Origin of the sequence: Sphingobacterium sp. UGAL515B_05 (genome assembly GCF_033097525.1) — a bacterium.
Classification (GTDB): Bacteria; Bacteroidota; Bacteroidia; order Sphingobacteriales; family Sphingobacteriaceae; genus Sphingobacterium.
On record NZ_CP109907.1, the window covers coordinates 5,944,855 to 5,969,005 of the forward strand.

Below are 24,151 nucleotides of genomic sequence, written 5' to 3' on the forward strand. Positions count from 1 at the left end.
TTCAATTTTAACGGACAATTACTATCCCTTATTAAACATATTTCCGATCTCTTTGCTAATTTTTCTAAAGATTGGAGCAGCTTCGACATCTTCATACTCGTCGATGTGTGCGTTTTCCACTCTACTAGGAAACACTAAAACAAGATTTTCGTTTGCATAAATACGATCTAATTTCTTTGCTACCCCATCCAGAGAATCACGATAGGAAACTTCTCCATTTCTGGCCGAAACAAAAATAAACATCGCATCTTCCTCCTTAAACGCTTTAAGGCCCTGCAAATTGTCCCAGGCATCGTAATGTTCAAAGGTAACAGGAACAGAATTTTTCAGCTCAACAAGATGTTCTTTAATGGCGGCAGCAGAGCGTTCATCGACAACAAATGTTACCGGAACGGATAGCTCCTGCGCCAGTTTAACAACCTTCTCCAGCCAATACTCGAACCCAAATTCTGCCTCGCACATGGGTGGTGCAAAAACGACAATGGATTTATTAGAAATAAAAGGTTTTTTAAAATGACATAACATCACATTAGCCGAGGTTCTGTTTAAGATACTTTCCGTTTTTTCTCCGACAAACTTATCCATAAAATTGGCCGCACTCGGCCAGCCCAAAACAATACAATTGGCAGAAACTTCTTTTGCCGACCGTGCAACTCCGCTGGCGATGTTTAAATCTATTGTAGCACTTATATTAACGTTCGTCTCACTCCCCGACGCATACCTGACCATATTATCCAGGTTCTTCCGTGCTTTTGACATGTTTAATTGAGCCTGTTCATTATCCTTCACAACGGACACGATATTGACGGGATAGGAACATTTCTTACTTTTAATATAGGTTGAAAAATCCAAAATAGGCTCCATATTATCCATGTTAGCGATAGATATCAAAATGTTTTCATCTTTTTCCTTCACCACATCTGTATGTTCTTCGTCCTGTTCACCATCCATCACCACTTTACGCGAGGCATTTCCCGTAACCACCGTAGCAACAATACAGGTAACCAAAATCAATAGAATTGTACCATTAAGCACATTCTCATCGATAATACCATTCTTATGTCCAACCATGATTACAGCCAGTGTTGCAGCAGCATGAGCACTACTTAAACCAAATATCAGATTGCGCTGACCACGGCTATATTTAAAAACGAGCTGCGTCAACCATGCGGCCACATATTTACCGACAATAGCCACAACGGTCAGTGTTCCAGCAATAATAAGTGCCTGCGGCCCCTTCAAAATCACGCTGACATCGACAATCATCCCCACAGATATCAAGAAGAAAGGAATAAAAATCGCATTGCCGATAAACTCAATTCGGTTCATCAAAGCGGAAGAGTGTGGTATCAGTTTGTTGAGGGCCAGACCCGCAACGAAAGCCCCAATAATCGGCTCAAGGCCGGCAATTTCCGCTAAAAATGCAGCAAAAAACACGACGGAGAGCACGAAGATATAATTGGATGTCTTCTCACTCCCCAAGCGTTCAAAAAACCATTTTGCAATCCTTGGAATAACACCAAACATGATAAACAGGAAAATAGCAAAGGAAATCGTCAGGGTAATCCAAAATTCATTACCAATATTTCCCTGAGAAACGCCGGTAATCACCGCAAGAATAATCAGCACGGCCGTATCCGTCAGAATTGTTCCGCCTATGGTGATCGCAACGGCCTCCATTTTAGAAATACCATAGCTATTTACAATGGGATAAGAAACCAGCGTATGGGTAGCAAACATGCTTGATATCAACAAACTCGGTAAAACACCGTAGCCCAATAAAAAATGACAAACGGGATAGCCAATACTAATCGGAACAATAAATGTTAAAAAGCCAAAAAGTAAACTCTTATTCTTGGTCTTTTTAAACTCATTCATATCTAACTCCAAACCAGCGATAAACATGATATAGAGCAGGCCTATTGTTGAAAACAGTGTGATAGCCGAGTTTTTTTCCAACCAGTTGAGTCCATGTGGTCCAATAATAACGCCAGATATAATCAATCCAATAATACCCGGAACCTTAATCGGTCGCAGTACGATCGGTGACAACAGGATAATAAAAAGTACCAGCGAAAATATAAGTACAGGATTTTGTAAAGGCGCTTCGAAAGCGTGGGAAATATGCTCAAAAGTTTTATTCATAAGTACTTGTATACTAGCCGTAATATGTATATACTTATTTTTCTATACAGCTCGAAAAATAGTTAACAGCACTAAAAATACGATTTTTTCAAGAAAGCGAAGCCTAAAAGTAGTGTTACTTAAAAGAAATGGCTTTGATCGGACTAATCTTGGTAATTAGCATCGAAGGAATAAATAATGAGATCATTCCGATAAACACGACAGCCAAATTGACCAAAACCACATCAGACCATTGAAGTTGAACGGCCACATAGGAGATATAGTAGGTCTTTTCATCCAATTTAAAGAAATGGGTAAAATCCTGAAAAAAGTAAAAACCTAAGCCAATAAGATTACCGATTAATAATCCCAGACCGATGAGATACAAGGCACTATACATGAAGACGCGGCGAATCCCGGCATTGTGGTACCCCAACGCCTTTAAGATACCGATCATTGAAGTCCGCTCAAGAATGGTGATCAGCAAGGCGGAGATCATATTGATAATAGCAACGACCGTCATCAGTATGAAAATGATTTTGGTGTTCATGTCAAGCAATTCCAGCCACTGAAAAATATCAGGGACCTGATCCTTGATATTGATTGCCTGCATATCGATGGGCAACAGATCTTCAACCTTGTTCGTTGTCTGTTCGAGCTGACTAAAATCTTTAATCCGAATCTCATAGCCCCCTACTTCATGATCATCGAGGTTGCTCAGTTTACGAATGACATTGAGAGACCCGATCACATAGACCTTATCTAATTCTTCGGAGCCTGTATTAAAAATGCCCTTAATGACAAATTTACGTTTACGTATAGGATCCTGCACGAAATACATAATAAAATCGTCACCGACTTTTAGGAGCAGTCGATCTGCGAGATACTTGGACACCAAAATCTGATTATCCGCATTATCCGATTTAAAGTCTATCATGCTCCCTTCCACCAACATACGCTGAAAGGGCTGTTGATTATACAAGGAATCGATACCTTTAAGAACCACTCCTTCAACTTCATTGTTGACATTAATAATCCCGGCCTTGGTCGCAAAGGAACTGATTGAGTTGACTTGGGGAATCGCCAATATGGACTTACGAACCTCCGGCGTAAGTGTTATGGGTGAATTTTCGTAAGACTTATTCAGGTCGTAACGTAAAACCAATACATCGGCAAAAAAACTCCGTTGCTTACTGATAATCTCTCCCTTAAATCCGCGCAATACCGCAATAGATATGATAATCGCTGCAATAGCAAGAGCAATTGCACCAATAGTCACCCGAACGATCAATTTTGAGAACGTTCTTTTTCCAGAAAATGCGATCCGATTTGCTAAAAAATAAGGAAAATTCAAGCTTTCAATATATTTATGTAACTTCGCAAAGTTATAAAAATTTGTTATTTACAAAACTGAAATGACAAATAATTAGGCGTTTTTCAGTGGGCTATTCAACGAGGGGGCCCCTGCACTGGTTTAAAGAGTTTTATAAAAATTACAAGTATTATGCGTATTATTTTCATGGGTACTCCCGATTTTGCTGTAGCTTCACTTGAAGCACTGATTCAGTCTGGCGAACAAGTTGTCGCTGTGGTTACGGTACCGGACAAACCTGCAGGACGTGGACAAAAAATACATGAATCTGCTGTGAAAATATTTGCTACACAACATAATATCCCAGTTCTTCAACCAGTGAAACTCCGTGATGAGGCATTTTTAGATGAACTTAAAAGTTTTCAGGCGGACCTACAGGTTGTGGTAGCATTCCGCATGCTTCCCGAGATCGTCTGGAATATGCCTAAATTTGGAACAATCAATGTCCACGCCTCACTCCTTCCACAATACCGGGGCGCAGCACCGATAAATCATGCAATCATCAATGGAGAGAAAGAATCGGGCGTAACGACATTTTTACTACAGCACGAAATCGACACGGGAAACATCTTATTGTCGAAAAAAGTTGCGATCAAAGAAACGGACAACGCGGGCGATCTTCACGATAATCTCATGGTGGCCGGAGCAGAAACTCTTCTGCAAACCATCCAGCAATTAAAGGCTGGAACCCTGCAGCCGAAACCTCAGGAAGTCCTTCTAACAACGGAGCCACTCAAACATGCTCCAAAAATTTTCAAAGAAGACTGTAAAATAAACTGGGATCAGCCCACGGCGCAAGTGTATAACTTCATTCGCGGTTTAAGCCCCTATCCAGCGGCATTTACACTCTTAAATGATAAGGTCCTAAAAATCTATAGCACAGAAAAAGAACTTGTCAATACAGCTACAATACCGGGAACCATAGAAACTGACAAGAAAAGTTTCTTAAAAATTGCAGCGCAAGACGGCTATATTGTCATTTCTGACCTTCAACTCGAAGGCAAGAAAAGAATGAATGTAGTCGATTTTTTAAAAGGTTATCGATTTTAGCCTTTTTCATCACCACCATCATAATATTGCAGCAGATCACCAGGCTGACAGTCTAGCGCTTTGCATATCGCTTCAAGGGTATCTAATCGCAATGCCTTCGCCTTTTGATTCTTGATGATTGAAAGATTGGAAAGGGTAATTCCGACATTGTCACTCAATTGGTTAAGCGACATTTTTTTCTCTTTCATTATTTTATCCAAGTGAATTAAGATTGGCATAATATAATTTTTATTCTTTTAAATTTATTTAATGTCACTAATAAAACAAAAGATCCATCTTTTTGTTTTATCATAAAATTATCATTTTAAAATAAATTTGAGGAATGCATATTGCATAATAAATCAGCTACCGTCGAGTTAAATTGTCTAGAATAAGAAAAAAAAATTAAACCCTTTAGCACTTTAAATATCAAACAGTTGAATATTACAGCAACAGATAAGAAGAAAAAAAATATTAAAATGGAATAGTTTTTGATGATTAAAAATTGAAACTCAAAAAAACCTAACTCATTAAATATGAGTGGCTAGATAATCAATTTTCCATTAATAATTCAAAAATTTTTCGTATTTTCGCAAACATTTCTTAGAGAGGAGAATTAATAAAAATTAATGAGACAGCTCAAAATTACACAATCTATCACCAATCGTGAGTCACAGTCTTTGGACAAATACTTACACGAAATTGGTAAAGTAGACTTAATTACAGCAGAAGAAGAAGTAGAATTAGCACAGCGTATCCGCGAAGGCGATCAAGTTGCCTTGGAAAAATTGACTAAAACCAACCTTCGTTTCGTAGTATCAGTAGCAAAACAATATCAAAATCAAGGTTTAACCTTAGGTGATTTAATCAATGAAGGTAACCTGGGCTTAATTAAAGCAGCTAAACGTTTTGACGAGACAAAGGGGTTTAAATTCATTTCTTATGCCGTTTGGTGGATTCGCCAATCTATTCTTCAAGCAATTGCTGAACAATCGCGTATCGTACGTCTGCCATTGAACCAAGTCGGTTCATTGAGCAAAATCAGTAAAGCTTTCTCAAAACTAGAACAAGAATACGAACGGGAACCATCTCCAGAAGAATTGGCGGATATCCTTGAAACCACAGTAGACAAGGTTTCGGATACCCTAAGCAACTCTGGCCGTCACGTATCTATGGACGCTCCCTTTGTTCAAGGTGAAGAAAACACACTTTTGGACGTTTTGGAGAACCATGATCCAGACACAGACAGTTCTTTGATTGATGAATCTCTATCAGAAGAAATCAAACGATCATTGGCAACATTGACAGAAAGAGAACGTGAAATTATCGTACTTTTCTTTGGCTTAGGTTCCAATCACCAATTGTCGTTAGAGGAAATCGGAGAGAAATTCAATTTGACACGTGAACGTGTTCGTCAGATCAAAGACAAAGCTCTTCAGCGTTTGAGACACACTTCAAGAAGCAAAATCTTAAAATCCTATTTGGGTTAACAAGAGATACTTATTAGACATTTTGGCAATCCCAATCAGAAATGGTTGGGATTTTTTTTGTCCATAATTTTTTGTCCAATAAAAAAAGGGTTGCCTACTGAGCAGGCAACCCTTTTTCTATTTTCCAAGACTCCTGTTATTTAGAATCCGGCATCAAAATAAATTCAAAAAGTCGATCTCTTTTCAAATATTTCCCGGCAACGTCCTGCACCGACTTTGACGTTACCTTCTTCAAATTGTCTATTCTTCGTGTATATCGCGTAAGATCAAGATCATTCTGATATGAACTTGATATATAATTCAGCCAATAGCCATTTTCCCGAAGATTTAACTCATTTTGTCGCTGTTGTTCTGCTAGAAACTTCTCAATATCTCCATTTTCGGGCCCCTGTTCCTGAATCTTTTTTACCTCATCCAATGCCGAAGCGATTAAAGCATCAGCCTTATCTACTGCGGAACCAAAACCAATGGAGAAAGCATAACGCGCTTTTGGCAGCTTACTAAAACTTGCCCGAGCGCCCACTCCATAAACACCACCTTCTTTTTCACGGAGTCTTTCAAGCAATTTGATCGTCAAAACACTCTCTAAGGCTTCCATATTAACATTTTCAGTTTCATTATAGGTATAGTCCCCATAGTAGGCCAATTGCGTACTTGCCTTTTCTTCTTTTCCCTTATGAACAACCACGCGCTCTCCCTTGCTCGGCTCCAGAATATTTAAATCCTTATAGCTCTCCCCTCTTTTAAGGGCCGGCAATGAGGCAAGATAGGTTTCTAAATAAGGCTTGATCTGATTCTCGTCAAATGACCCCACAATTGTAAACACAAAATCCGAAGCATCCGCAAATCGTTCCTTGTAGATTGCCAAAGCACGCTCCCGATCAATTTTATTGATCGTTTCTACCGTTGGGTTTTGCCGACGGACATTGTTGCCATAAAGCACTTCTTTCACTTTATCCGAGAATACATTATTTGGATTGCTCAATCTATTTTCCAAAGATCCTTTTGCCCGGGTCAGGGTACTCTGGAAAATATCCTCGTCCAATCGAGGTTCAGTAAAATAACCATAAATCAATTCAAAAGCATTCTTTAATCCTTCTTTATCTGTGCTACCTGAGATACCTTCGTAGCGTTCAGAAATGTAAGGAGAGATGGAAACATCTTTTCCCGAAAGATACTTCGTAAGCTCAACGTTGTTCATTTGTCCAACGCCGCTTGCATCAATTAAAGAGGATGCATTGGAGGCCGAAAAGTAATCTGCATCGTTATAGCCTGATGTTCCACCTGGACTATACGCCATAACCTGTATCTCATCATTTTTAAAGTCCGTAGGCTTTAAGATCACTTTAACGCCATTGCTTAAGGTTAATTCTTTCGCTTGAATGGCGTCAATATTTCTTGACGATACAACAGCGCCTTTCACCGGTTCTTTTGAAAGCAAGGGAAGATTGGAAACTTTATCTTCATAAGCTGTCACAGGAGTTTCTTCAACTGCTTTTACCCAGCTCATTACGGTAGACTCAGCCGGTAAACTGGCCTTATCCTTCTCTGGCCCCATAACCAAAACATCGCGGTTCAGATCGGTATAATATTTTTTCACCAAGCCATTTACTTCTGACAGCTTCAACGTTGGTAACAGCTGTTTAGTCAAACGATAAGCGTTTTCATTACTTAAAGCGGGTTCATCATCAATAAAATAATTTAGATAACGATTGACGTAACTATCCGATTTCTTTTTATCACGCTCGATAAAAGACATCTCGTTACCTTTTTTCATATCTGCGATGGCACGATCCAACTCCGTCTGTGTAAAACCGTATTTTTGAATACGCTCAAATTCTGTTAGCATCGCTTTAAATCCGGATTCCAACTCGCCCGGTTTTGGGACCACTAGCAATGAAAAAGTATTGAGGTTAGCAACAAAATCGCTGATACTTCCACCTGCCTGCATAAAAGGTGGATTCGGTTGCTGCATCAATTCAGAAAAACGACCTGCGATCATCTGATTGAAAACACTCTTTAACAGCTCGTTTCTATAATCTCCTACGGTGGAAACTTTTTCTTTTTCACTTTTGATCAAAATCTGCGCGACGGTATAAGGCAGTTCCGGATCTGAAATTGCCAAGAACTGGTTCTTGTTTAACAAATCAACACGATATTTTTTACGCTCCAATGCTTTTTTGGGCATTTTCATATCGGAAAACAAAACTTTCACCCTTTCTTCCATTTCCTTAGGATCAATATCCCCAACAATGATTAGAGCCTGTAAATCTGGGCGATACCAGTCCTGGTGGAATTTGCGTATTTCTGTATAAGGAAATGTTTTCAGGATCTGTTCAGTTCCGATAGGCAAACGTTTGGAGTAAAGGGAGCCATTGAGCAGCATCGGAAAGTATTGATCCTGTAAACGCTGCTGCACTCCTCTTCCACCACGTTTTTCTTCGAGGATAACGCCACGTTCTTTGTCAATTTCTTCGCCCTCCAACAAAGCATCCTGAGCCCAGTCGCGCATCACCTGCAAACCATTTTTTAAAAGTTCAGGATCGTCAGAAGGAATTGGTAACTGATAAACTGTCTGATCAAAGCTCGTATAGGCATTCAGATCCGAGCCAAATCGAACTCCTGCCTTTTGCAAGTAGTTAACCAATTCATTCTTTGGAAAATGCTTCAGGCCATTGAAGTTCATATGCTCTAAAAAATGTGCCAAACCAAGCTGTTTTTCATTTTCCAGAATAGAGCCGGCCTTCATGCCCAAATACATGGTAACACGCCCCTTAGGCTCGCTATTTTTACGAATAAAGTATGTAAATCCATTTTTCAGCTTCCCCGTGATGACTTCGTTGTCGAAGGGTAATTTTTGATTCAGGGCCAAACTATCTTGGGATAGAATCGCCCGTGCTTCCGCGGTTAACGTAGTTGGCTTTTTTGCTTCTGCTATATAGAATGTAGCCGGTAACAGAAAAGCTAATGCAAGTGGTTTAATGAATTTCATACAAAAAAATGTCTTTTTTTTAGTCAGCTATTTTTGCTAATTGTTTTATATTAGGGTAAACGGAACTGGAGATCAATTGTCCCGATAATAGTAAATTACAGATCAATACTTTTTTCATTATCCAAGGAGGAATCGGGTCCCTCCATTAGGGAACGTCTCTTTGTGTTACTTATAATCTGTAATAATTCCAGCTAAAAATACAGAATAACTTTCGAAAAGGACAACAGTTAATTGTAATTTTGTTGCAAATGGATTTTGAAAACTGGAGTGATATAAAAAAGGAATTCGAACAATTCTTAAAGTTCGAAAGAGGCTTGAGCATTAATTCAATTGATGCTTACTTAAATGATGTATCCAAATTTCAGATCTACTGTGAAGACAATCATTTGGTTTTAAATACCGTAACGAGAAAGAATATACAGGAGTTTTTGGCTTGGTTGCAGGAATTTAATATTTCGCCCTTCACACAATCCAGGTTGATATCTGGCCTTAAGACTTTCTTTAGCTTTTTGATGATCGAGCATGAATTCGTCAACAATCCGACCGATCTCCTTCAGGCGCCACGCTTGGCACGCAAGCTGCCCAGCGTTTTGAGCATACAGGAGATCGATCAATTAATCTCGGCAATCGATCTTTCTTCACCCGAAGGTGAACGTAATAAAACGATCATCGAAATCTTATACGGATGTGGTCTCCGTGTTTCCGAGCTTGTCACCCTCAAAATATCAAACCTTTTTTTAGATGTAGAATTTATCAAAGTTGAGGGCAAAGGAAGCAAAGAACGCCTAATTCCAATTGGTCAACACGCCATTAAACACCTTCGCATCTACTTAGAAACGGTCAGACCTCATATCAAGATTAAGGCCGGAAATGAAGATATTGTATTCCTCAACAGAAGAGGCGCCGCATTATCGCGGGTTATGATCTTCTTAATCATTAAGGAACTTGCCGCAAAAATCGGGTTACAAAAAACCATCAGCCCACATACCTTTAGACATAGCTTTGCATCACACCTGGTGGAAGGCGGCGCCGACTTAAGAGCTGTACAAGATATGCTCGGTCATGAAAGTATTACCACGACCGAAATATATACACACATCGATAGGGACTACCTTCATTCCATTATTACGCAATATCACCCCAGATCTTAACTATATCGATTTCTCCTGCTTGGACATTCGGATAAGATGTGCCAAATTTTTCACCACACGATCGTGTTTCAAAACGAATGGATTGTTTTTATCCCACACGTATCCCGCTAATATTGCACAAATGCTACGTTTCACCTCCGGGTTTTCGGTGTACGAAGTTGGCCCCACACTTCCAAGAGAAGTATTACCACTGGACAATGGAATTCTCCACAACCAAACCTGCGTTTCCAATATATCAAAAGAAATCAGACTACCTTTTTGCCCTAGCGGTCGATTAACGTCATGGACATGGCTGCATATCACCGAATGGGGCTTAAGCGAGAAGGTTGGTAGAAATTTAGCATACGAGGCAAAACTCTACCATAACATGAACAGCCAATTAGATCTCGTCAAACATCCCAGGCAGATGCTAAGCATTCATATACAAACCATTAGAACCAGCGTAAATAAATGAAGAATTGGCGAAATGAAAACATAAAAATAATGACGATAAAACGCGTTAAAAATTGCCTGCTAAAAGATTGAATTTTATCACAAAGATTATTTGTTAGATTTAGAAAATAGTATATCTTTGCGAGACGTTCCCGTAGTTCAATGGATAGAATTTCAGATTCCGGTTCTGACGATGTGGGTTCGACCCCCGCCGGGAACACAGTAGGAGGCACTTTAAAAAAGTTGCCTCCTTTTTTATGTCCATAAAAACTGAGAATCAAATCATAAGTTCTGGTGCTGGTGATTTTTAATTTAGATCGGCTAATATAAATTAGTTAATATGTTTTCACATTATGCAGATTAATCAATTTCGTTGTATTGGTTGAAAGAGGCTGAAAGCATGACGAAATTTCCTATACCGTAATTTTTAGAGATCTGAAATTCTATCTTATCCGCAAAATGAAGTTCATTTCCCTTCTCATTATGGGAATATCGTTATCAAAATGAAAGACACTTCCTATCATACTCTTTTTTAAAAACCACAAAACAAACTAACTATCAAACACTTAAAACAAATCCATATCGATTGGAATGCTTTTGGCATCTAGCCAAATAAATATGAACCAAAACAATGGATGTAACCAAACAATGGGATACAATGCAATCAACAGATTTTATTGTATCTGTGATTCCGGAACTTTATTTGAAGTTAAAACGGCCAGAATTAAAAGATAAGATAGGAAAGATACTTCAAGTAATTATTGAATTTACGCACGGAATACTATCTGCCAAAGAATGGCACCGTCTGGCATGGACAATGCAGGTGATGAACTACACGTACATTCGTGGAGATCTGGAAGTACAATCTAAAATCAAAACCATATTTATCGCTGCATTTGAAGATTTTAAAAGGGTATGTAGCCCAAATGAGTGGACACTTATCGAAAAGAAGCTCCCAATAATTTTGCGCAATGAGCATCGGCTTATGCAAGTAAATAAAAAAGATGAACAATTTAAAAATTGAAGTTTGATATGAAAGATATTTGTGAACCAGCTATTGATACCCGGTCTACTGATCCTATAATTGTGCGTACAGCTACAGTAGCTGATCTCAGATATGCAACTGAAATTTCCAATGAAACCGCTGCATCTGCAAAAGTCCGTGGTACAGGAATAGGGATAAGAACCCCACAGTCAATCTGTCATAAAATCCTTGAAGGTAATGCAGTCATTGCCATAACCGAAGAAGGCAAATGGATCGGTTACATTTATCTGGAAACCTATGCAGAAGGAGAATTTATTTCCCATTGTGGGCTTATCGTCTCACCATCATGGCGAAGGAAGGGTATCGCAACGACTATGAAAAAACAGTTATTTGAACTTTCTAGATCAAAGTATCCAAATGCAAAAATATTCGGAATAACAACATCGTTAGCGACTATGAAAATAAACGCTAAACTAGGCTTATCGCCCGTTACTTTTTCTGAAATCACCCAGGAACCATCTTTCTGGAATAAGTGTCAAAATTGTATGAATTACCCTGATTTAAAGAAAAAAGAATTTAAGCTATGTTATTGCACCGCTATGCTTTTTGATCCAGCTATACCACAGAATAACCTTATTACAACAAATTGATACAACCCATGAATATTGAACAAACAATCTCGGCAATCATTTCAGTAGTTCCCGAATCGGAAGCAGAAATGAAAAAAGCCGAATCCGATAAGAATGCATATACCATCATTAAGATCTTCACAGCCCATATAAAATATTTTATTGAGCATAAATCGAATAAAAGATACCGAAAATCACTTTCCTTAATGAATTTCATTTATCAGAAAGGCGATTCCCCTCTCCAGCGTGCTGTAGAGCAAATATTTATTTATTCTTTGGATCTATTGTTATTTTGCTGTGGTCCGCGCCAAAGAAAATCTTTCATCAGCTGGATACCAATAGACTTGTATACTGTTTATATATCTCAGATTTCTCGCTCCTGTCTGTAATCACAAATAATAGACACTCCTTCTAAAAAAGCATTTGGAAAACAGATATCGAGAAATCTGTAAAATATTCCTGCCCAGATATGCATCCCCTTTGTTTTATTACTAGAACAGAGGGGCTTTTACATTAAAAATAAGGCCGTTTATAAATGAAGTTCATTAAAATATTGTTAATTTTAAATCAGAATCCTAACATAGGTATATGTAACGAAACGACCCTGACTAAACTTCAAACTTCATTCTACAAAAGGCAAATAATAAGTTCATGCAAACAGCGAATCTACATACTCTTCCATTTGACAAATCTTTAGGATCGATTTCTGTCGACCAAAGAGAGAAAATCGCTATAAAATTACCAAGGAACATCAGCGAAATTATTTTCACATAAAAAGATGCTTTGATCAAGGAAACTCCGTCAATTTGGTGGTCATACAACGAATCATTGCCCATTACAACAAGAAGTAGTATCAATACAACTAATGGTAGCACTATTTATCCCATGATCTATCATAGGCCAACTAACTTTGTCGTATCAAAAAGTATAAAGAAATGATGCTAAATTCTAAATCAATTGGCAATAAAATTGCCGAAGCTAGAAAGAGAATAAATCTTTCACAGGCAGAACTTGCCCTGCAAATTTCGATCAGTCCGCAGGCGGTCGGTAAATGGGAACGAGGAGAGTCTATGCCGGATATCATAACGCTGAACCGACTTGCAGAAATATTTACCGTAGACCTCAACTATTTCTCTGAAAGCTTCCATAAGAATCTAACCGATCCTAAAGAACAGGAGTCTAGCCATCCAAACCACCATCTAACTGATATCGGATCAAAATCCGAAAATCAAGCTGGCCGTCACTGGAATATGTCGAAAGGTAATTGGGAAAATGCGGACTTCTCGGGTTTGAAGAATCTGGAGGAACAATTCAGCTCTTCTAATATCAAAAATTGTAAGTTTACAAATGCAGATCTATCGGGGCTGATACTTAGCAAGAATAATATCGAGTTATGTGATTTCTCTTCCTCAAACCTCACCAACAGCAAGATACAATCCTCCAATCTATTAAAAAATCAATTTAACCAATGCTCATTTAGAGATGCCAATTTTTCGAGAAGCAATATTGGTCAATGTAATTTCTCCGATGCCGATTTGACGGGTGCCAGATTTGATACCGGCTATTTTGAGCATAATGAGATGACCAATACGCTATTGAAATGCACTTCATTTATAAATACAGGGGTAAGTGATGTTATTTTTGAAGGTAGGATTGAAGATTGCCATTTCGAAGGTTGTGGATTTTACAAAGTCAAATTCCAGCGTGCTATAATTTTAAATACCTTCTTTAAATACAATAGAAAATTAAAAAAAGTAACATTCGTCGATTGTAAAGTTGACAGTCTAACCTACGCTTTTCTAAAGAATAATGAAGCAAACTTGACAGGTATAACCCTCCTCGACTAACCATTACAATACGTAATGAAACAGTTAGGTATAATAGCGCTATGTTAAACGATAAAATAAAGCACTATACTGCCCGAGAATAGTGCTTTATTTCAACCTAATTGAAAGGCTTATACATACAGTTTATCACCCACTTTTTTATCCTTATTAAGTGTAAAACAAAAAGTGCTTCCCGCACCATATTCACTTTCGACCCAAATTGTACCGCCTTGTGCTTCGATAAATTCCTTACTAATACTCAAACCCAAGCCGGTACCTTCTTTTTTAGTCCCTGGAATACGAAAATACCGTTCAAAAATCTTTTTTAGATATTGAGACTGGATTCCCTGACCGGTATCGGTGACCGAAAACCTAATCTGGGTATTTTCAGTCTCGGTTTTAATATAGATCTTAGCATTTTCATAAGAATACCGAATCGCGTTGGAAATTAAATTGGTAAGCACCCAGGCCGATTTCTCGCTATCGGTTATCGCCGTCAATGCATCTGGAGCCATTTCTATTTCGATCTGTATATTTTTATTGTCAGCGGCGGACTTATTGGCATTTACCGCATATTCAATAATCGGCTTGATCTCAGACGGGAGCAGGTTTATTTGTATTGTGCCACTTTCGACCTGCGTGATATTGAGCAGCTCTCCGGTTATCTTAAGTAGCCGCTCCGTGTCGTCTTTAATCCCGTTGATCAGATCCTTTTGCTCTCCATTCAAAAGACCAACCTTTTCATTCTCCAACAATTGTACCCCCATCTGGATAGATGAAATAGGCGTTTTAAATTCGTGCGAGACAGTTCCCATAAAGTTTGTCTTTGCAAGATCAAGCTCTTTAAATGGTGTTATGTTACGCAATAGAATCACCTGACCAATAAACTTGCTCTCTGTCTCTCCTGTTGGAATGATATTGATGTCAATTACTTCTTTTTCAAAATAACTTTCCTTGCCATCCGCATAGATTTTTAGCTGTTCTGCTTTATTGCTCTTTAACTCTGGCAGAAAGATATCTTTTATAATATCTCTGATCAAATCATTGTTCACCGCGATGTCCTGAACGGCCTTTCCAATGAAATCCTCTTTGCGCAAGCCCGAAATATTGAGCGCTTCGTCGTTGGCAAAAAGTACGATTTTGTTTTCGTCAATCCCGATAACCGGATCGTGCATATTGTCGATCAGCGCCTCAATACGCTTTTTCCCTTTTAGGATCTTTTCTAGCTTGCTTTCCGAATATTCTTCCAGCTTTTCTGCCATGGTGTTAAATGACCGGGCCAGATCCCCAAATTCACTATGTCCCCCAAAATTCACCCGTTTGGAGTAATTTTGACTGGCAATCTCTTTGATACTTTCCGTTAATTCCCGAATAGGATTGGCAATATTGGACGGAAGATTGACCAGTAAAATGACAGCGATCAAAAAACATAATCCACCTGTAAATGAAATGATCAATATTGCCTTTCGGGCTGTTTCATCGGCAATACTACTTTTTCTACTGATTGCATCCATGTTTAACCGCATCAATTGAGTGATATCTTTTCTGATGAAAGAACTCAGGGCTATATCATTCGGTTTATTTTTAAGTAAGCCAAAATGCTTGACAACAAGGTTTGTCGTTTCAATCTCCCCTATTTCGGTTACATTTCTCATTTGTAGGCTCAAATTATGTTGAAATGTATCAATCGCTGCAGCATCCTTCCCGATATCTTCCAATGCCAAGAGCATATTCCGTGAATAGAGCAGTGTATTGTAGTTTGCGACAAGTATATTATTCGTATCTCTTTTGAGCTGATTAATATACCAACCACTAATAGCAGCCAAGGCCACTATTAAAATAAATAGGAGCCCAACCCCAAATGTCAATTTTGCTTTAATTTTCATCTTATGACAGTATTACGAGATCAATATTCTCTTGTGATAATTTATTTAACAATGCATTGAAAGTATCTGTCGCAAGGATAATCCGGATCAAATTGATATGTGGCTTGCCAATACACACTGTTGTTATCATACGCTCTTCGCATTCCTTCATAATGGCTTTAGTGGCATTTTTTGCTTTTACCTTAATAATTTCGGCCCCAAGTTCAGTCGCCAGTTTAAAATTATTGATGAGGTGCCGCTGTTTATCCAAGGCGATCCTATCTACACTTTCTTTTGGAACCTGTACATACATGACATACCATTTGCTATTGTAATAATTGGCTAAACGGGCAGTTTTCCGAATCACATTTTTAGCTGTTTTATCATTGGAACTGATGCAGGCCAGAAAACGTTCCTTTTTGACATTTCGATTGAGAACGACCTCAGTTTCGACTTTGCGTTGAACCTGTGCGGCGACTTCCTTCAATGCGAGTTCCCTTAATTGGAGGATATGTTCACTTTTAAAAAAATTACTTAGCGCCGACGCGATTTTCGAACTTTCATAAATTTTTCCTTCCTTCAACCTATTAATTAATTCCTCTGCTGTTAAGTCTATATTGACAACTTCATCTGCCTGTGCCACGACACTATCTGGAATCCGTTCTTGAACATCAACACCTGTGATATCACGAATCTCGTTATTAAGGCTTTCAATATGCTGAATATTGACGGCACTGATCACATTGATACCAGCATCAAGGATATCCATCACATCTTGCCATCTTTTTTCATTTTTACTTCCTTCTATGTTGGTATGAGCAAGCTCGTCAACAATTACAATCTCTGGACGAAGACTCAAAACTGCTTGCAGATCCAACTCCTCCAGCTCTTTACCTTTATAAAAAAGCCTTCTACGGGGAATTAAGGGCAGGCCCTCCAGTAATGCGTGTGTCTCTGCACGAAAATGCGTCTCAATATAGCCAATTTTAACATCAATACCATTCCGTAATAGCGCATGGGCTTCCTGAAGCATACGATACGTTTTCCCTACTCCTGCACTCATTCCGATATAGAGTTTAAATTTACCTCTCCGGGACTTCTCGATCAGATTCAAAAAATGTTCGGCACTCTTTCTTTCATCCATAATATATAATTACTATGTTTTATAAACTTACAAATTCCCCTTAGACAATTCGCTAAGGGGAACCACTAAAAATAGAGGGATAATTAAAAACGAACTGTCAATGCAGTAACCAATGAAGAATTATTTTTTTTCATTTGATTATCCCGTTGAGCAAATACAGCGTCTTTACTATTCAGATTTTTCAGTTCAGTTCGCCAGACCACATTCGGTAAAATCTGATAGTCGACATTGAGCGATGCACCAAATGTCTGAAAACCATTTTCCGTCTTCGTAGTGACAATGACCCCATTCTTATCCTTGTAATATTCACCCCTAGCGGCAATGCTCATCCTGTCAGTAGGGCTGTACTTCGCAATTAATGCCGGAGTGTACCATGTTGCATATTTATTGCTTCCTTTCTCTTTTTGCTGTGCTCCAATGTCAAATCCGACAATCAGCGCAAATTGTTCACTGACCTGAAACTGTCCATACAGATTGTGGAAATAACGCATTCGTCGTTCACTCTCCGGAAAATCATTTCCGATAAAGGAGCTGCTATTTAAGGTCACCTTAGCCGAAGGACGGAAAGTCAGTTGATGTCCAAACGCAGGGGTAGTGTTTCCATCCACCCGCTGGATACGCTGCCATCCATTTAGTACCAAAATCGCCATGGTCCATTTGCCATTCGCAGTACCATAGGACAATTTTGCTCCCGTCTCAAAATAAGGAGAATTATCGGCCATCATGCTCCTTGTCAATGTATAACAGTCCGCACCTATGGCGCTTTCAACACCAATATGTGAAGGTAAAATACCTGCATCTAACCACAGATTATGATTTTTGGAAAGCTTGACCCCTATGTTAGCTTCATAAATATTCTTTAAGACCCCCGGTTCGGCTATATAATTCGCGTTCATATATGAGCCTACACCGAAACCGAGATTCGCTCTTGTATATGGTGTTTCATAGGCTGCTTTGATCATACCCAAGTTTAAACTGACTTCATTATTTCTATTGTGGCTATAAACAAACCCTGGTCGAGTATTCGATTTAGGATTGTTGAAATCCTGCTGATAATATAGCTCTGCGTAACCGCTGATCAGCAGACTTTTTTTTGATTCTTCCTGAGCCAATAGGCTTCCAGTTGCTCCCACCATCAGGGTAGAGAACATCACTATTTTTTTCATTTATTACAAATAATTTATCTAAAAAACTACCGGCTCTGATCAGCACGAAGACGAATTAGACAGAGCCAGATAGTTTCAAGGTTGGAGTTTTCTAATTCTGTTTTCCGATATTATCCAAGGCGATATTGAGTTTTAACACATTGATTTTCTCCGGGCCAAACATTCCCCACAATGGCTTTTCGGTATTGTCTTCAATCAGTTGATTTATTTTGTGCTCTTCGACACCTCGTATTGCTGCAATACGTTTGACCTGAATTTTCGCTGCTTGAATCGAGAAATTGGGGTCCAAGCCACTTCCACTAGCCGTAATCAGGTCCACTGGTATTTCCGATTTCTTGATGCCAGGGTTGTGCATTAGAAATGTATCAATGCGCGCCTCCACAAGTGTTAGGTATTCGGCATTTGAAGGTCCCTTATTGCTCGCGCCCGAACCTGCTGCATTATAATTTACGGCCGAAGGTCTTGACCAAAAATAATTGTCAGCTGTGAAAGATTGTCCAATATTAGCATAGTACTTTTTGCCATGATTTTGGATAATTTTTCCTTTTCCAGCATTGGATGAAAATTGAGCTACCCCCCAGACAGCAAGTGGATAGATAACCGCAAAGAATACAATCATGACGAAGGTCAACATGAATGCAGATAGAATATTTTTTTTCATTTTTTTATATGTTATGGAGATAAAATCCGAAGGAAACCTGTCCTTTATGAAGTTTAAAATCCAGATGTATCTAATAATTAGAAGAAAACAGATATTAACATATCTATCACCTTAATACCTAAAAAAGGAACGGCAACCCCACCTAATCCAAATATGAGAAGATTTCGACGTAATAATGCACTTGCTCCAATTGGTTTATAGGCAACACCTTTCAGCGCCAATGGGATGAGCATCGGAATGATGATCGCATTGAAAATTACCGCCGATAGTATTGCACTTTCGGGACTGTGCAATTTCATGATATTCAGTCCTTGCAAAGCCGGGATGGCAGTTATAAATAAAGCCGGGATAATGGCAAAATATTTAGCCACATCATTGGCGATACTAAACGTTGTTAATGTTCCCCGCGTCATCAAAAGTTGCTTACCAATTTCAACCACCTCAATCAATTTTGTCGGATCGTTATCTAGGTCGACCATATTCCCCGCCTCTTTTGCCGCCTGTGTACCCGAATTCATCGCTACTCCCACGTCGGCCTGAGCTAAAGCAGGAGCATCATTTGTTCCATCGCCCATCATTGCGACCAAACGCCCTTCAGATTGCTCCTTTTTGATATAGTTCATTTTGTCCTCAGGCTTCGCTTCAGCGATGTAATCATCCACACCTGCTTTATCGGCAATAAATTTTGCTGTTAAGGGGTTGTCACCGGTTACCATCACGGTTTTGATCCCCATTTTGCGAAGGCGTTCAAACCGTTCATGAATACCCGGTTTGATCACATCCTGCAACTCAATTACGCCGAGTGCAACTTCATTTTCAGAAACGACTAAAGGCGTTCCTCCATTTTGGGAGATTGCTCTGACTCTCTCTTCAACTTCTTCCGGGAATGTATTGCCAGCTCTTGTAACAAGATTTTTAACCGCATCAGTTGCACCTTTTCGGATACGTATGTTTTCATAATCTATACCTGAACTTCGTGTTTCAGCTGTAAACTTGATGAATTCAGGGTTTTTCACATCATAACTCAACGGATTGATACCCGCCAGTTCTATAATGGATTTGCCCTCCGGTGTTTTATCCGTCATGGAGCTCAATACAGCTGCTTTTATTAATTTATTCTCATCAATACCATGCGCAGCATAAAAATGGGTTGCTCTGCGGTTACCAATTGTAATCGTGCCAGTCTTGTCCAATAGCAAGACATCAATATCGCCGGCGGTTTCCACAGCCTTACCACTTTTTGTAATAACATTCGCTCTCAAAGCGCGGTCCATGCCGGCAATACCTATCGCTGAAAGCAATCCACCAATAGTAGTTGGGATAAGGCAGACAAACAGCGAGATAAAGGAAGCAATTGTGATACCTACATTCGCATGGTCAGCAAATGGTTTTAGTGTGACACATACAATGATAAATACTAATGTAAAACCGGCCAACAAGATTGTTAGAGCAATTTCATTCGGTGTTTTTTGTCTTGAAGCACCTTCTACCAAGGCAATCATCTTATCGAGGAAGCTCTCGCCAGGCTGTGTTGTTACCTGAACAACAATTCTGTCGGAAAGAACCTTCGTTCCTCCTGTTACGGAGCTTTTGTCACCGCCCGCTTCCCGAATGACGGGTGCAGACTCCCCTGTGATTGCACTCTCATCAATGGTAGCAAGACCTTCAATAATTTCACCATCAGAGGGGATAACATCCCCAGCTTCACAGACAAAAATATCACCCTTTTTTAACTGAGCAGAAGAGATGGTATGGCCATTTTTAAGTTTAGCCGGAGTTTCTTCTCTTGTTTTGCGCAGGCTATCCGCCTGCGCTTTTCCCCTCGCTTCAGCGATAGCTTCGGCAAAGTTGGCAAACAACAGTGTGAGTAATAGGATAATGAATACGGCAAAGTTGTAACCAAAGCTACCCTGTCCCTTTGCCCCCGCCAATGTCCATAAGCTGACAATCAGCATAATCATTGTTCCGATCCATACAGTAAACATGACTGGATTACGAAACATTGTTTTCGGATTCAGTTTCACAAAAGACTGTTTCAGTGCTTCCTGTACCATATCTTTTTGAAACAGTGATGTATTATTGTTCATTTCTAATGTCTTTAATCAACGTTTAATAAAGTGAAAAGTATTCTGCGATGGGACCTAATGCCAGCGCTGGAAAAAAGGATAGCGCAGCAACAATGGCGATAACAGCAAAGACCATAAGTCCGAAAGTTGCTGTATCTGTTTTCAATGTTCCATCTCCCTCAGGAATAAATTTCTTTTCGGCCAATAAACCCGCGATAGCTACCGGTCCAATAATCGGCAAGAAGCGAGACAGAATGAGCACAAAACCAGTGCTGACATTCCACCAGATGGTATTGTCTCCCAATCCTTCAAAACCACTACCGTTGTTTGCAGCCGATGAAGTGTATTCATAAAGCATTTCACCAAATCCGTGAAATCCGGGATTGTTCAATGTTGAAGCTGTGTATTGCGGCATTGCGGCCGCCAAAGCCGTACCGACCAAAATTAGAAAAGGGTGCAACAAGGCGATGATCATTGCTATTTTCATCTCCCGGGCTTCCACTTTTTTACCTAGAAACTCTGGAGTTCTCCCCACCATCAAGCCGCTGATAAATACTGCGAGAATGATGAAAATAAAAAAGTTTAAAATCCCAACACCACAACCACCATAAAAAGCATTAATCATCATAGCGAGCAGTTCATTCATTCCGGATAGTGGCATGGTACTATCATGCATTGCATTTACAGATCCTGTTGAAATCACTGTGGTTACGATACTCCAAAAACCAGACGCAGGCGCACCAAAGCGAACTTCTTTACCTTCCATCGCGCCAAGAGAATTATCAATCCCCATTGCAGCTATCGCTGGATTGCCTTTGGTCTCCATGATAATATTCGGAATAACAAGCAAAAGGAAGCCGACGGTCATCACGCCAAAAACCATCCAGGCGAATTTTTTCCGCTTGATAAATATGCCCATGGCAAATATCATGGCTAAAGGAATGATGAATTGCGCAACCATTTCGACCATATTGGAAAGGTAAGAAGGGTTTTCAAAGGGATGTGCAGAGTTTACTCCAAAAAAACCACCGCCGTTTGTACCAATATGTTTGATCGCTATAAATGCCGCTGCAGGCCCTCTAGAGACGGCAACGGTATCTCCCTGTAAAGAAATTATGGTATCCTTTCCTTCGAAAGTCATAGGTGTGCCCTCAAAAGCTAAGATGATAGCCACCACGAATGAAAGCGGAAGTAGGATACGTGTACAAGACTTAACAAAATAATTGTAGAAATTTCCCAATGTATTTGCTGTGCGGTCGCGGAATGCTCTGAAAACAATTACAGCAGCTGCCAAACCGATGCCAGCACTCACAAATTGTAAGAACATCAACCAATATTGCCCCAAGTAACTCAGCCCTGTTTCTCCCGAATAGTGTTGCAAATTACAGTTAACAACAAAAGAGATTACGGTATTGAACGCAAGGTCAGCAGACATACTCGGATTATTATCCGGATTCAAGGGTAGACTACCCTGCGTCATTAAAATGAGCATTCCAAGTAAAAACCAGATCAAATTAATCGTGACCATCGCCACCATCTGTTGTTTCCAGTTCATTTCAACCTGAGGATTGATACCACTAACCTTATAAAAGATCCTTTCCAGGGGATTAAATATGGGGTCAAGCAGTGTTTTTTCGCCAGCATATACTTTTGCAATGTACTTGCCCAACGGTATTGCTAGTAATACCGATACGACAAACATGACGATTATTCCTAAAATTTCTGTATTCATTTTTTATTGATATTATTTCAGTTTTTTCTTTTAAACTACCCGATGAAATCCTGTAAAATGAGGGCATACCTCATCCACCTCCCATCGGTCATAGCTTTTTAAAATTTCTCTGGTTTTAGTAGTACATAGCAGATGTATACAAATACACCGATAGCTACCACAAATAATGCTGTCATATAAAAGATTTTTGAGTGATATAACTGTTGCTGTTCTGCAGCAGATATATTTGTTTAAGATTTTGCGGAATATGTTGGTACATGTAAATCCACTGTTCTGTCGTACATCTTCTTCTCATGCCTCGAAAAGAGCGTACAAATAGGTTTTCAATAATATCACGCACATGTTCATTTCCTCTTTTGTAGAGCCAACTCATGTATTTTAACCGAACACCTATTTTTTCAAGCTGTCCTTCTGAAACCAGTAGATTGAAGTGGTTTACAATAGCTTGAAATATTCCGGCGAAATTTCTACGGGAAGACAATGTGTCGATTTGTTCCCTTATTTCACCATAGTGTTTGGCCAGATAGTGACTTGCCAATGTTTCATTTATTTCGTTCATTTTTCAAATTTTCTCAAAAAAGCCAATAGACTTGATGAATAGTCCGAAGCAGGCTATACCTGCGATAATTAATACAAACGTTATCATTTTCTTATTTTATTAAACTGCACTAAAATGTTTTATAATTGCACCGACATTCAATACCGCTAGCATGACAATCAGCATGAGGTGGTACGATTCTAGCCATTGGCGAAACGAAGGCGGCTCTTGTCTCTGTTCCCATTTAACATTTGTATTGTTCATTTTTACATTTCTTTAAATCCATTATGCCAAATTGTATTCCAACAACAAAACAAAACAAACAACAAGCTGAATAACAACATATTGAATATAAAAACAACACATAACGACTAAAAAAAACCTTATCATTTTGATAGCATTTTTCTCAAAATGATAGGACTTCCAATCCTATTGGAATGAATGAATCACACCATACCGGCCTTTAACATGAATAACATCTATCCAGTTAGAAAATTGAATGACAGAAAATAAATGGAATAGCTATATATCGTTGGTTACTATATGATAAATTGTTATGACCGATTAGCTGTCAATAAAAATATAGAAGTTGCTATTCGATTTCTGATCGATGCATATTGTTCAATTTCAAAGCAGCTGTAAGAAAGGAAAAACTTCAGACCGCCATTCCTCAAATTTGAATAATTGGTTCTAGCGAAAACATCATAATTCGTGCTGGCGTTTTCTACTTTAAAGTAAATCGCAGTCGTTTTTACTTTACCTTGACTTTACAGCGATACAGATCGGCTAAAAAGTCTTACCTTTGTTTATGTGTTTAAACATATATTTTATTTATTTCTTTTATCCTTAACTCTTTTTAGGGTATAAATCGATGTTGAAAATTGTTCTTTTAACATCCCGTTTAATATCATGCTAGGTTTTTCTTCCTATCATCATCGTTTACCAACGA

General features: G+C 39.0%; 19 protein-coding genes and 1 tRNA gene. 7 read left to right on the forward strand and 13 right to left on the reverse strand.

The genetic code is table 11. The features are described 5' to 3' along the window. Nucleotides 1–21 precede the first annotated feature (21 nt). Together OK025_RS24905 and OK025_RS24910 are read right to left on the reverse strand one after the other, a co-directional pair. The gene (locus OK025_RS24905; RefSeq protein WP_153847450.1) at nucleotides 22–2,145 is read right to left on the reverse strand and encodes a cation:proton antiporter; all 2,124 of its coding nucleotides are present in this window, start codon (nucleotides 2,143–2,145) and stop codon (nucleotides 22–24) included. A gap of 115 nt (nucleotides 2,146–2,260) precedes the next feature. Further along, nucleotides 2,261–3,478 carry an ABC transporter permease gene (locus OK025_RS24910; RefSeq protein WP_317667434.1) on the reverse strand — a complete coding sequence of 406 codons (1,218 nt, stop codon included), beginning with the start codon at nucleotides 3,476–3,478 and terminating at the stop codon, nucleotides 2,261–2,263. Nucleotides 3,479–3,628: 150 nt separating this feature from the next. Between OK025_RS24910 and fmt the strand changes: the two genes are divergently transcribed. Then, entirely contained in the window at nucleotides 3,629–4,546 is a 918-nt protein-coding gene (fmt, locus tag OK025_RS24915; RefSeq protein WP_182984266.1) for a methionyl-tRNA formyltransferase, read from the forward strand. On the opposite strand, the gene OK025_RS24920 is transcribed toward fmt, so the two are convergent. Next, complete coding sequence (locus OK025_RS24920; RefSeq protein WP_046675813.1) at nucleotides 4,543–4,764, reverse strand: helix-turn-helix domain-containing protein; 222 nt, start codon at nucleotides 4,762–4,764, stop codon at nucleotides 4,543–4,545. The genes fmt and OK025_RS24920 overlap by 4 nt on opposite strands. A 390-nt stretch (nucleotides 4,765–5,154) precedes the next feature. On the opposite strand from OK025_RS24920, the gene OK025_RS24925 reads away from it, so the two are divergent. Beyond that, nucleotides 5,155–6,015, forward strand: coding sequence for an RNA polymerase sigma factor RpoD/SigA (locus tag OK025_RS24925; RefSeq protein WP_028068906.1), 861 nt, complete (start codon nucleotides 5,155–5,157; stop codon nucleotides 6,013–6,015). A 136-nt stretch (nucleotides 6,016–6,151) separates the two neighbouring features. Here the strand turns inward: OK025_RS24925 and OK025_RS24930 are convergent, their stop codons facing one another. Continuing rightward, nucleotides 6,152–9,007 carry a M16 family metallopeptidase gene (locus tag OK025_RS24930; protein ID WP_317667435.1) on the reverse strand — a complete coding sequence of 952 codons (2,856 nt, stop codon included), beginning with the start codon at nucleotides 9,005–9,007 and terminating at the stop codon, nucleotides 6,152–6,154. Between the two features lie 248 nt (nucleotides 9,008–9,255). On the opposite strand from OK025_RS24930, the gene xerD reads away from it, so the two are divergent. Further along, nucleotides 9,256–10,158 (forward strand): site-specific tyrosine recombinase XerD, encoded by a 903-nt coding sequence (gene xerD / locus OK025_RS24935; protein WP_075991976.1) that lies wholly within the window; start codon nucleotides 9,256–9,258, stop codon nucleotides 10,156–10,158. Here the strand turns inward: xerD and OK025_RS24940 are convergent, their stop codons facing one another. Then, the gene (locus OK025_RS24940) at nucleotides 10,159–10,461 is read right to left on the reverse strand and encodes a hypothetical protein (RefSeq protein WP_317667436.1); all 303 of its coding nucleotides are present in this window, start codon (nucleotides 10,459–10,461) and stop codon (nucleotides 10,159–10,161) included. 277 nt (nucleotides 10,462–10,738) lie between these two features. Here OK025_RS24940 and OK025_RS24945 point away from each other — a divergent pair. From OK025_RS24945 to OK025_RS24960, 4 genes are all read left to right on the forward strand, one after another. Then, a tRNA-Arg gene (locus OK025_RS24945) sits at nucleotides 10,739–10,810 on the forward strand. A gap of 411 nt (nucleotides 10,811–11,221) precedes the next feature. Then, on the forward strand, nucleotides 11,222–11,614 hold the full coding sequence (locus OK025_RS24950) for a hypothetical protein (protein WP_317667437.1): 393 nt from the start codon (nucleotides 11,222–11,224) through the stop codon (nucleotides 11,612–11,614). 8 nt (nucleotides 11,615–11,622) lie between these two features. Beyond that, complete coding sequence (locus OK025_RS24955; RefSeq protein WP_317667438.1) at nucleotides 11,623–12,225, forward strand: GNAT family N-acetyltransferase; 603 nt, start codon at nucleotides 11,623–11,625, stop codon at nucleotides 12,223–12,225. A gap of 914 nt (nucleotides 12,226–13,139) precedes the next feature. After that, nucleotides 13,140–14,051, forward strand: a complete 912-nt coding sequence (locus OK025_RS24960; protein ID WP_317667439.1) for a helix-turn-helix domain-containing protein — start codon at nucleotides 13,140–13,142, stop codon at nucleotides 14,049–14,051. A 110-nt stretch (nucleotides 14,052–14,161) separates the two neighbouring features. Here the strand turns inward: OK025_RS24960 and OK025_RS24965 are convergent, their stop codons facing one another. From OK025_RS24965 to OK025_RS24995, 8 genes are all read right to left on the reverse strand, one after another. Next, nucleotides 14,162–15,916, reverse strand: a complete 1,755-nt coding sequence (locus OK025_RS24965; protein WP_317667441.1) for a sensor histidine kinase — start codon at nucleotides 15,914–15,916, stop codon at nucleotides 14,162–14,164. Between the two features lies 1 nt (nucleotide 15,917). Further along, nucleotides 15,918–17,039, reverse strand: coding sequence for a sensor protein KdpD (locus OK025_RS24970; protein ID WP_317667443.1), 1,122 nt, complete (start codon nucleotides 17,037–17,039; stop codon nucleotides 15,918–15,920). Between the two features lie 83 nt (nucleotides 17,040–17,122). After that, a complete protein-coding gene (locus tag OK025_RS24975) occupies nucleotides 17,123–18,205 on the reverse strand; it encodes a porin (protein WP_317667444.1) in 1,083 nt (360 codons plus the stop codon). A gap of 91 nt (nucleotides 18,206–18,296) precedes the next feature. Further along, a complete protein-coding gene (locus OK025_RS24980) occupies nucleotides 18,297–18,866 on the reverse strand; it encodes a K(+)-transporting ATPase subunit C (protein ID WP_317667446.1) in 570 nt (189 codons plus the stop codon). Between the two features lie 77 nt (nucleotides 18,867–18,943). Continuing rightward, nucleotides 18,944–20,953, reverse strand: coding sequence for a potassium-transporting ATPase subunit KdpB (gene kdpB / locus OK025_RS24985; protein ID WP_317667447.1), 2,010 nt, complete (start codon nucleotides 20,951–20,953; stop codon nucleotides 18,944–18,946). Nucleotides 20,954–20,975: 22 nt separating this feature from the next. After that, a complete protein-coding gene (gene kdpA / locus OK025_RS24990) occupies nucleotides 20,976–22,664 on the reverse strand; it encodes a potassium-transporting ATPase subunit KdpA (RefSeq protein ID WP_317667448.1) in 1,689 nt (562 codons plus the stop codon). A gap of 98 nt (nucleotides 22,665–22,762) precedes the next feature. Next, nucleotides 22,763–22,840, reverse strand: coding sequence for a K(+)-transporting ATPase subunit F (gene kdpF, locus OK025_RS26865; RefSeq protein ID WP_120259290.1), 78 nt, complete (start codon nucleotides 22,838–22,840; stop codon nucleotides 22,763–22,765). Continuing rightward, entirely contained in the window at nucleotides 22,837–23,223 is a 387-nt protein-coding gene (locus tag OK025_RS24995) for a hypothetical protein (RefSeq protein ID WP_317667449.1), read from the reverse strand. Before OK025_RS24995 ends, kdpF begins: the two co-directional genes overlap by 4 nt. Nucleotides 23,224–24,151 lie beyond the last annotated feature (928 nt).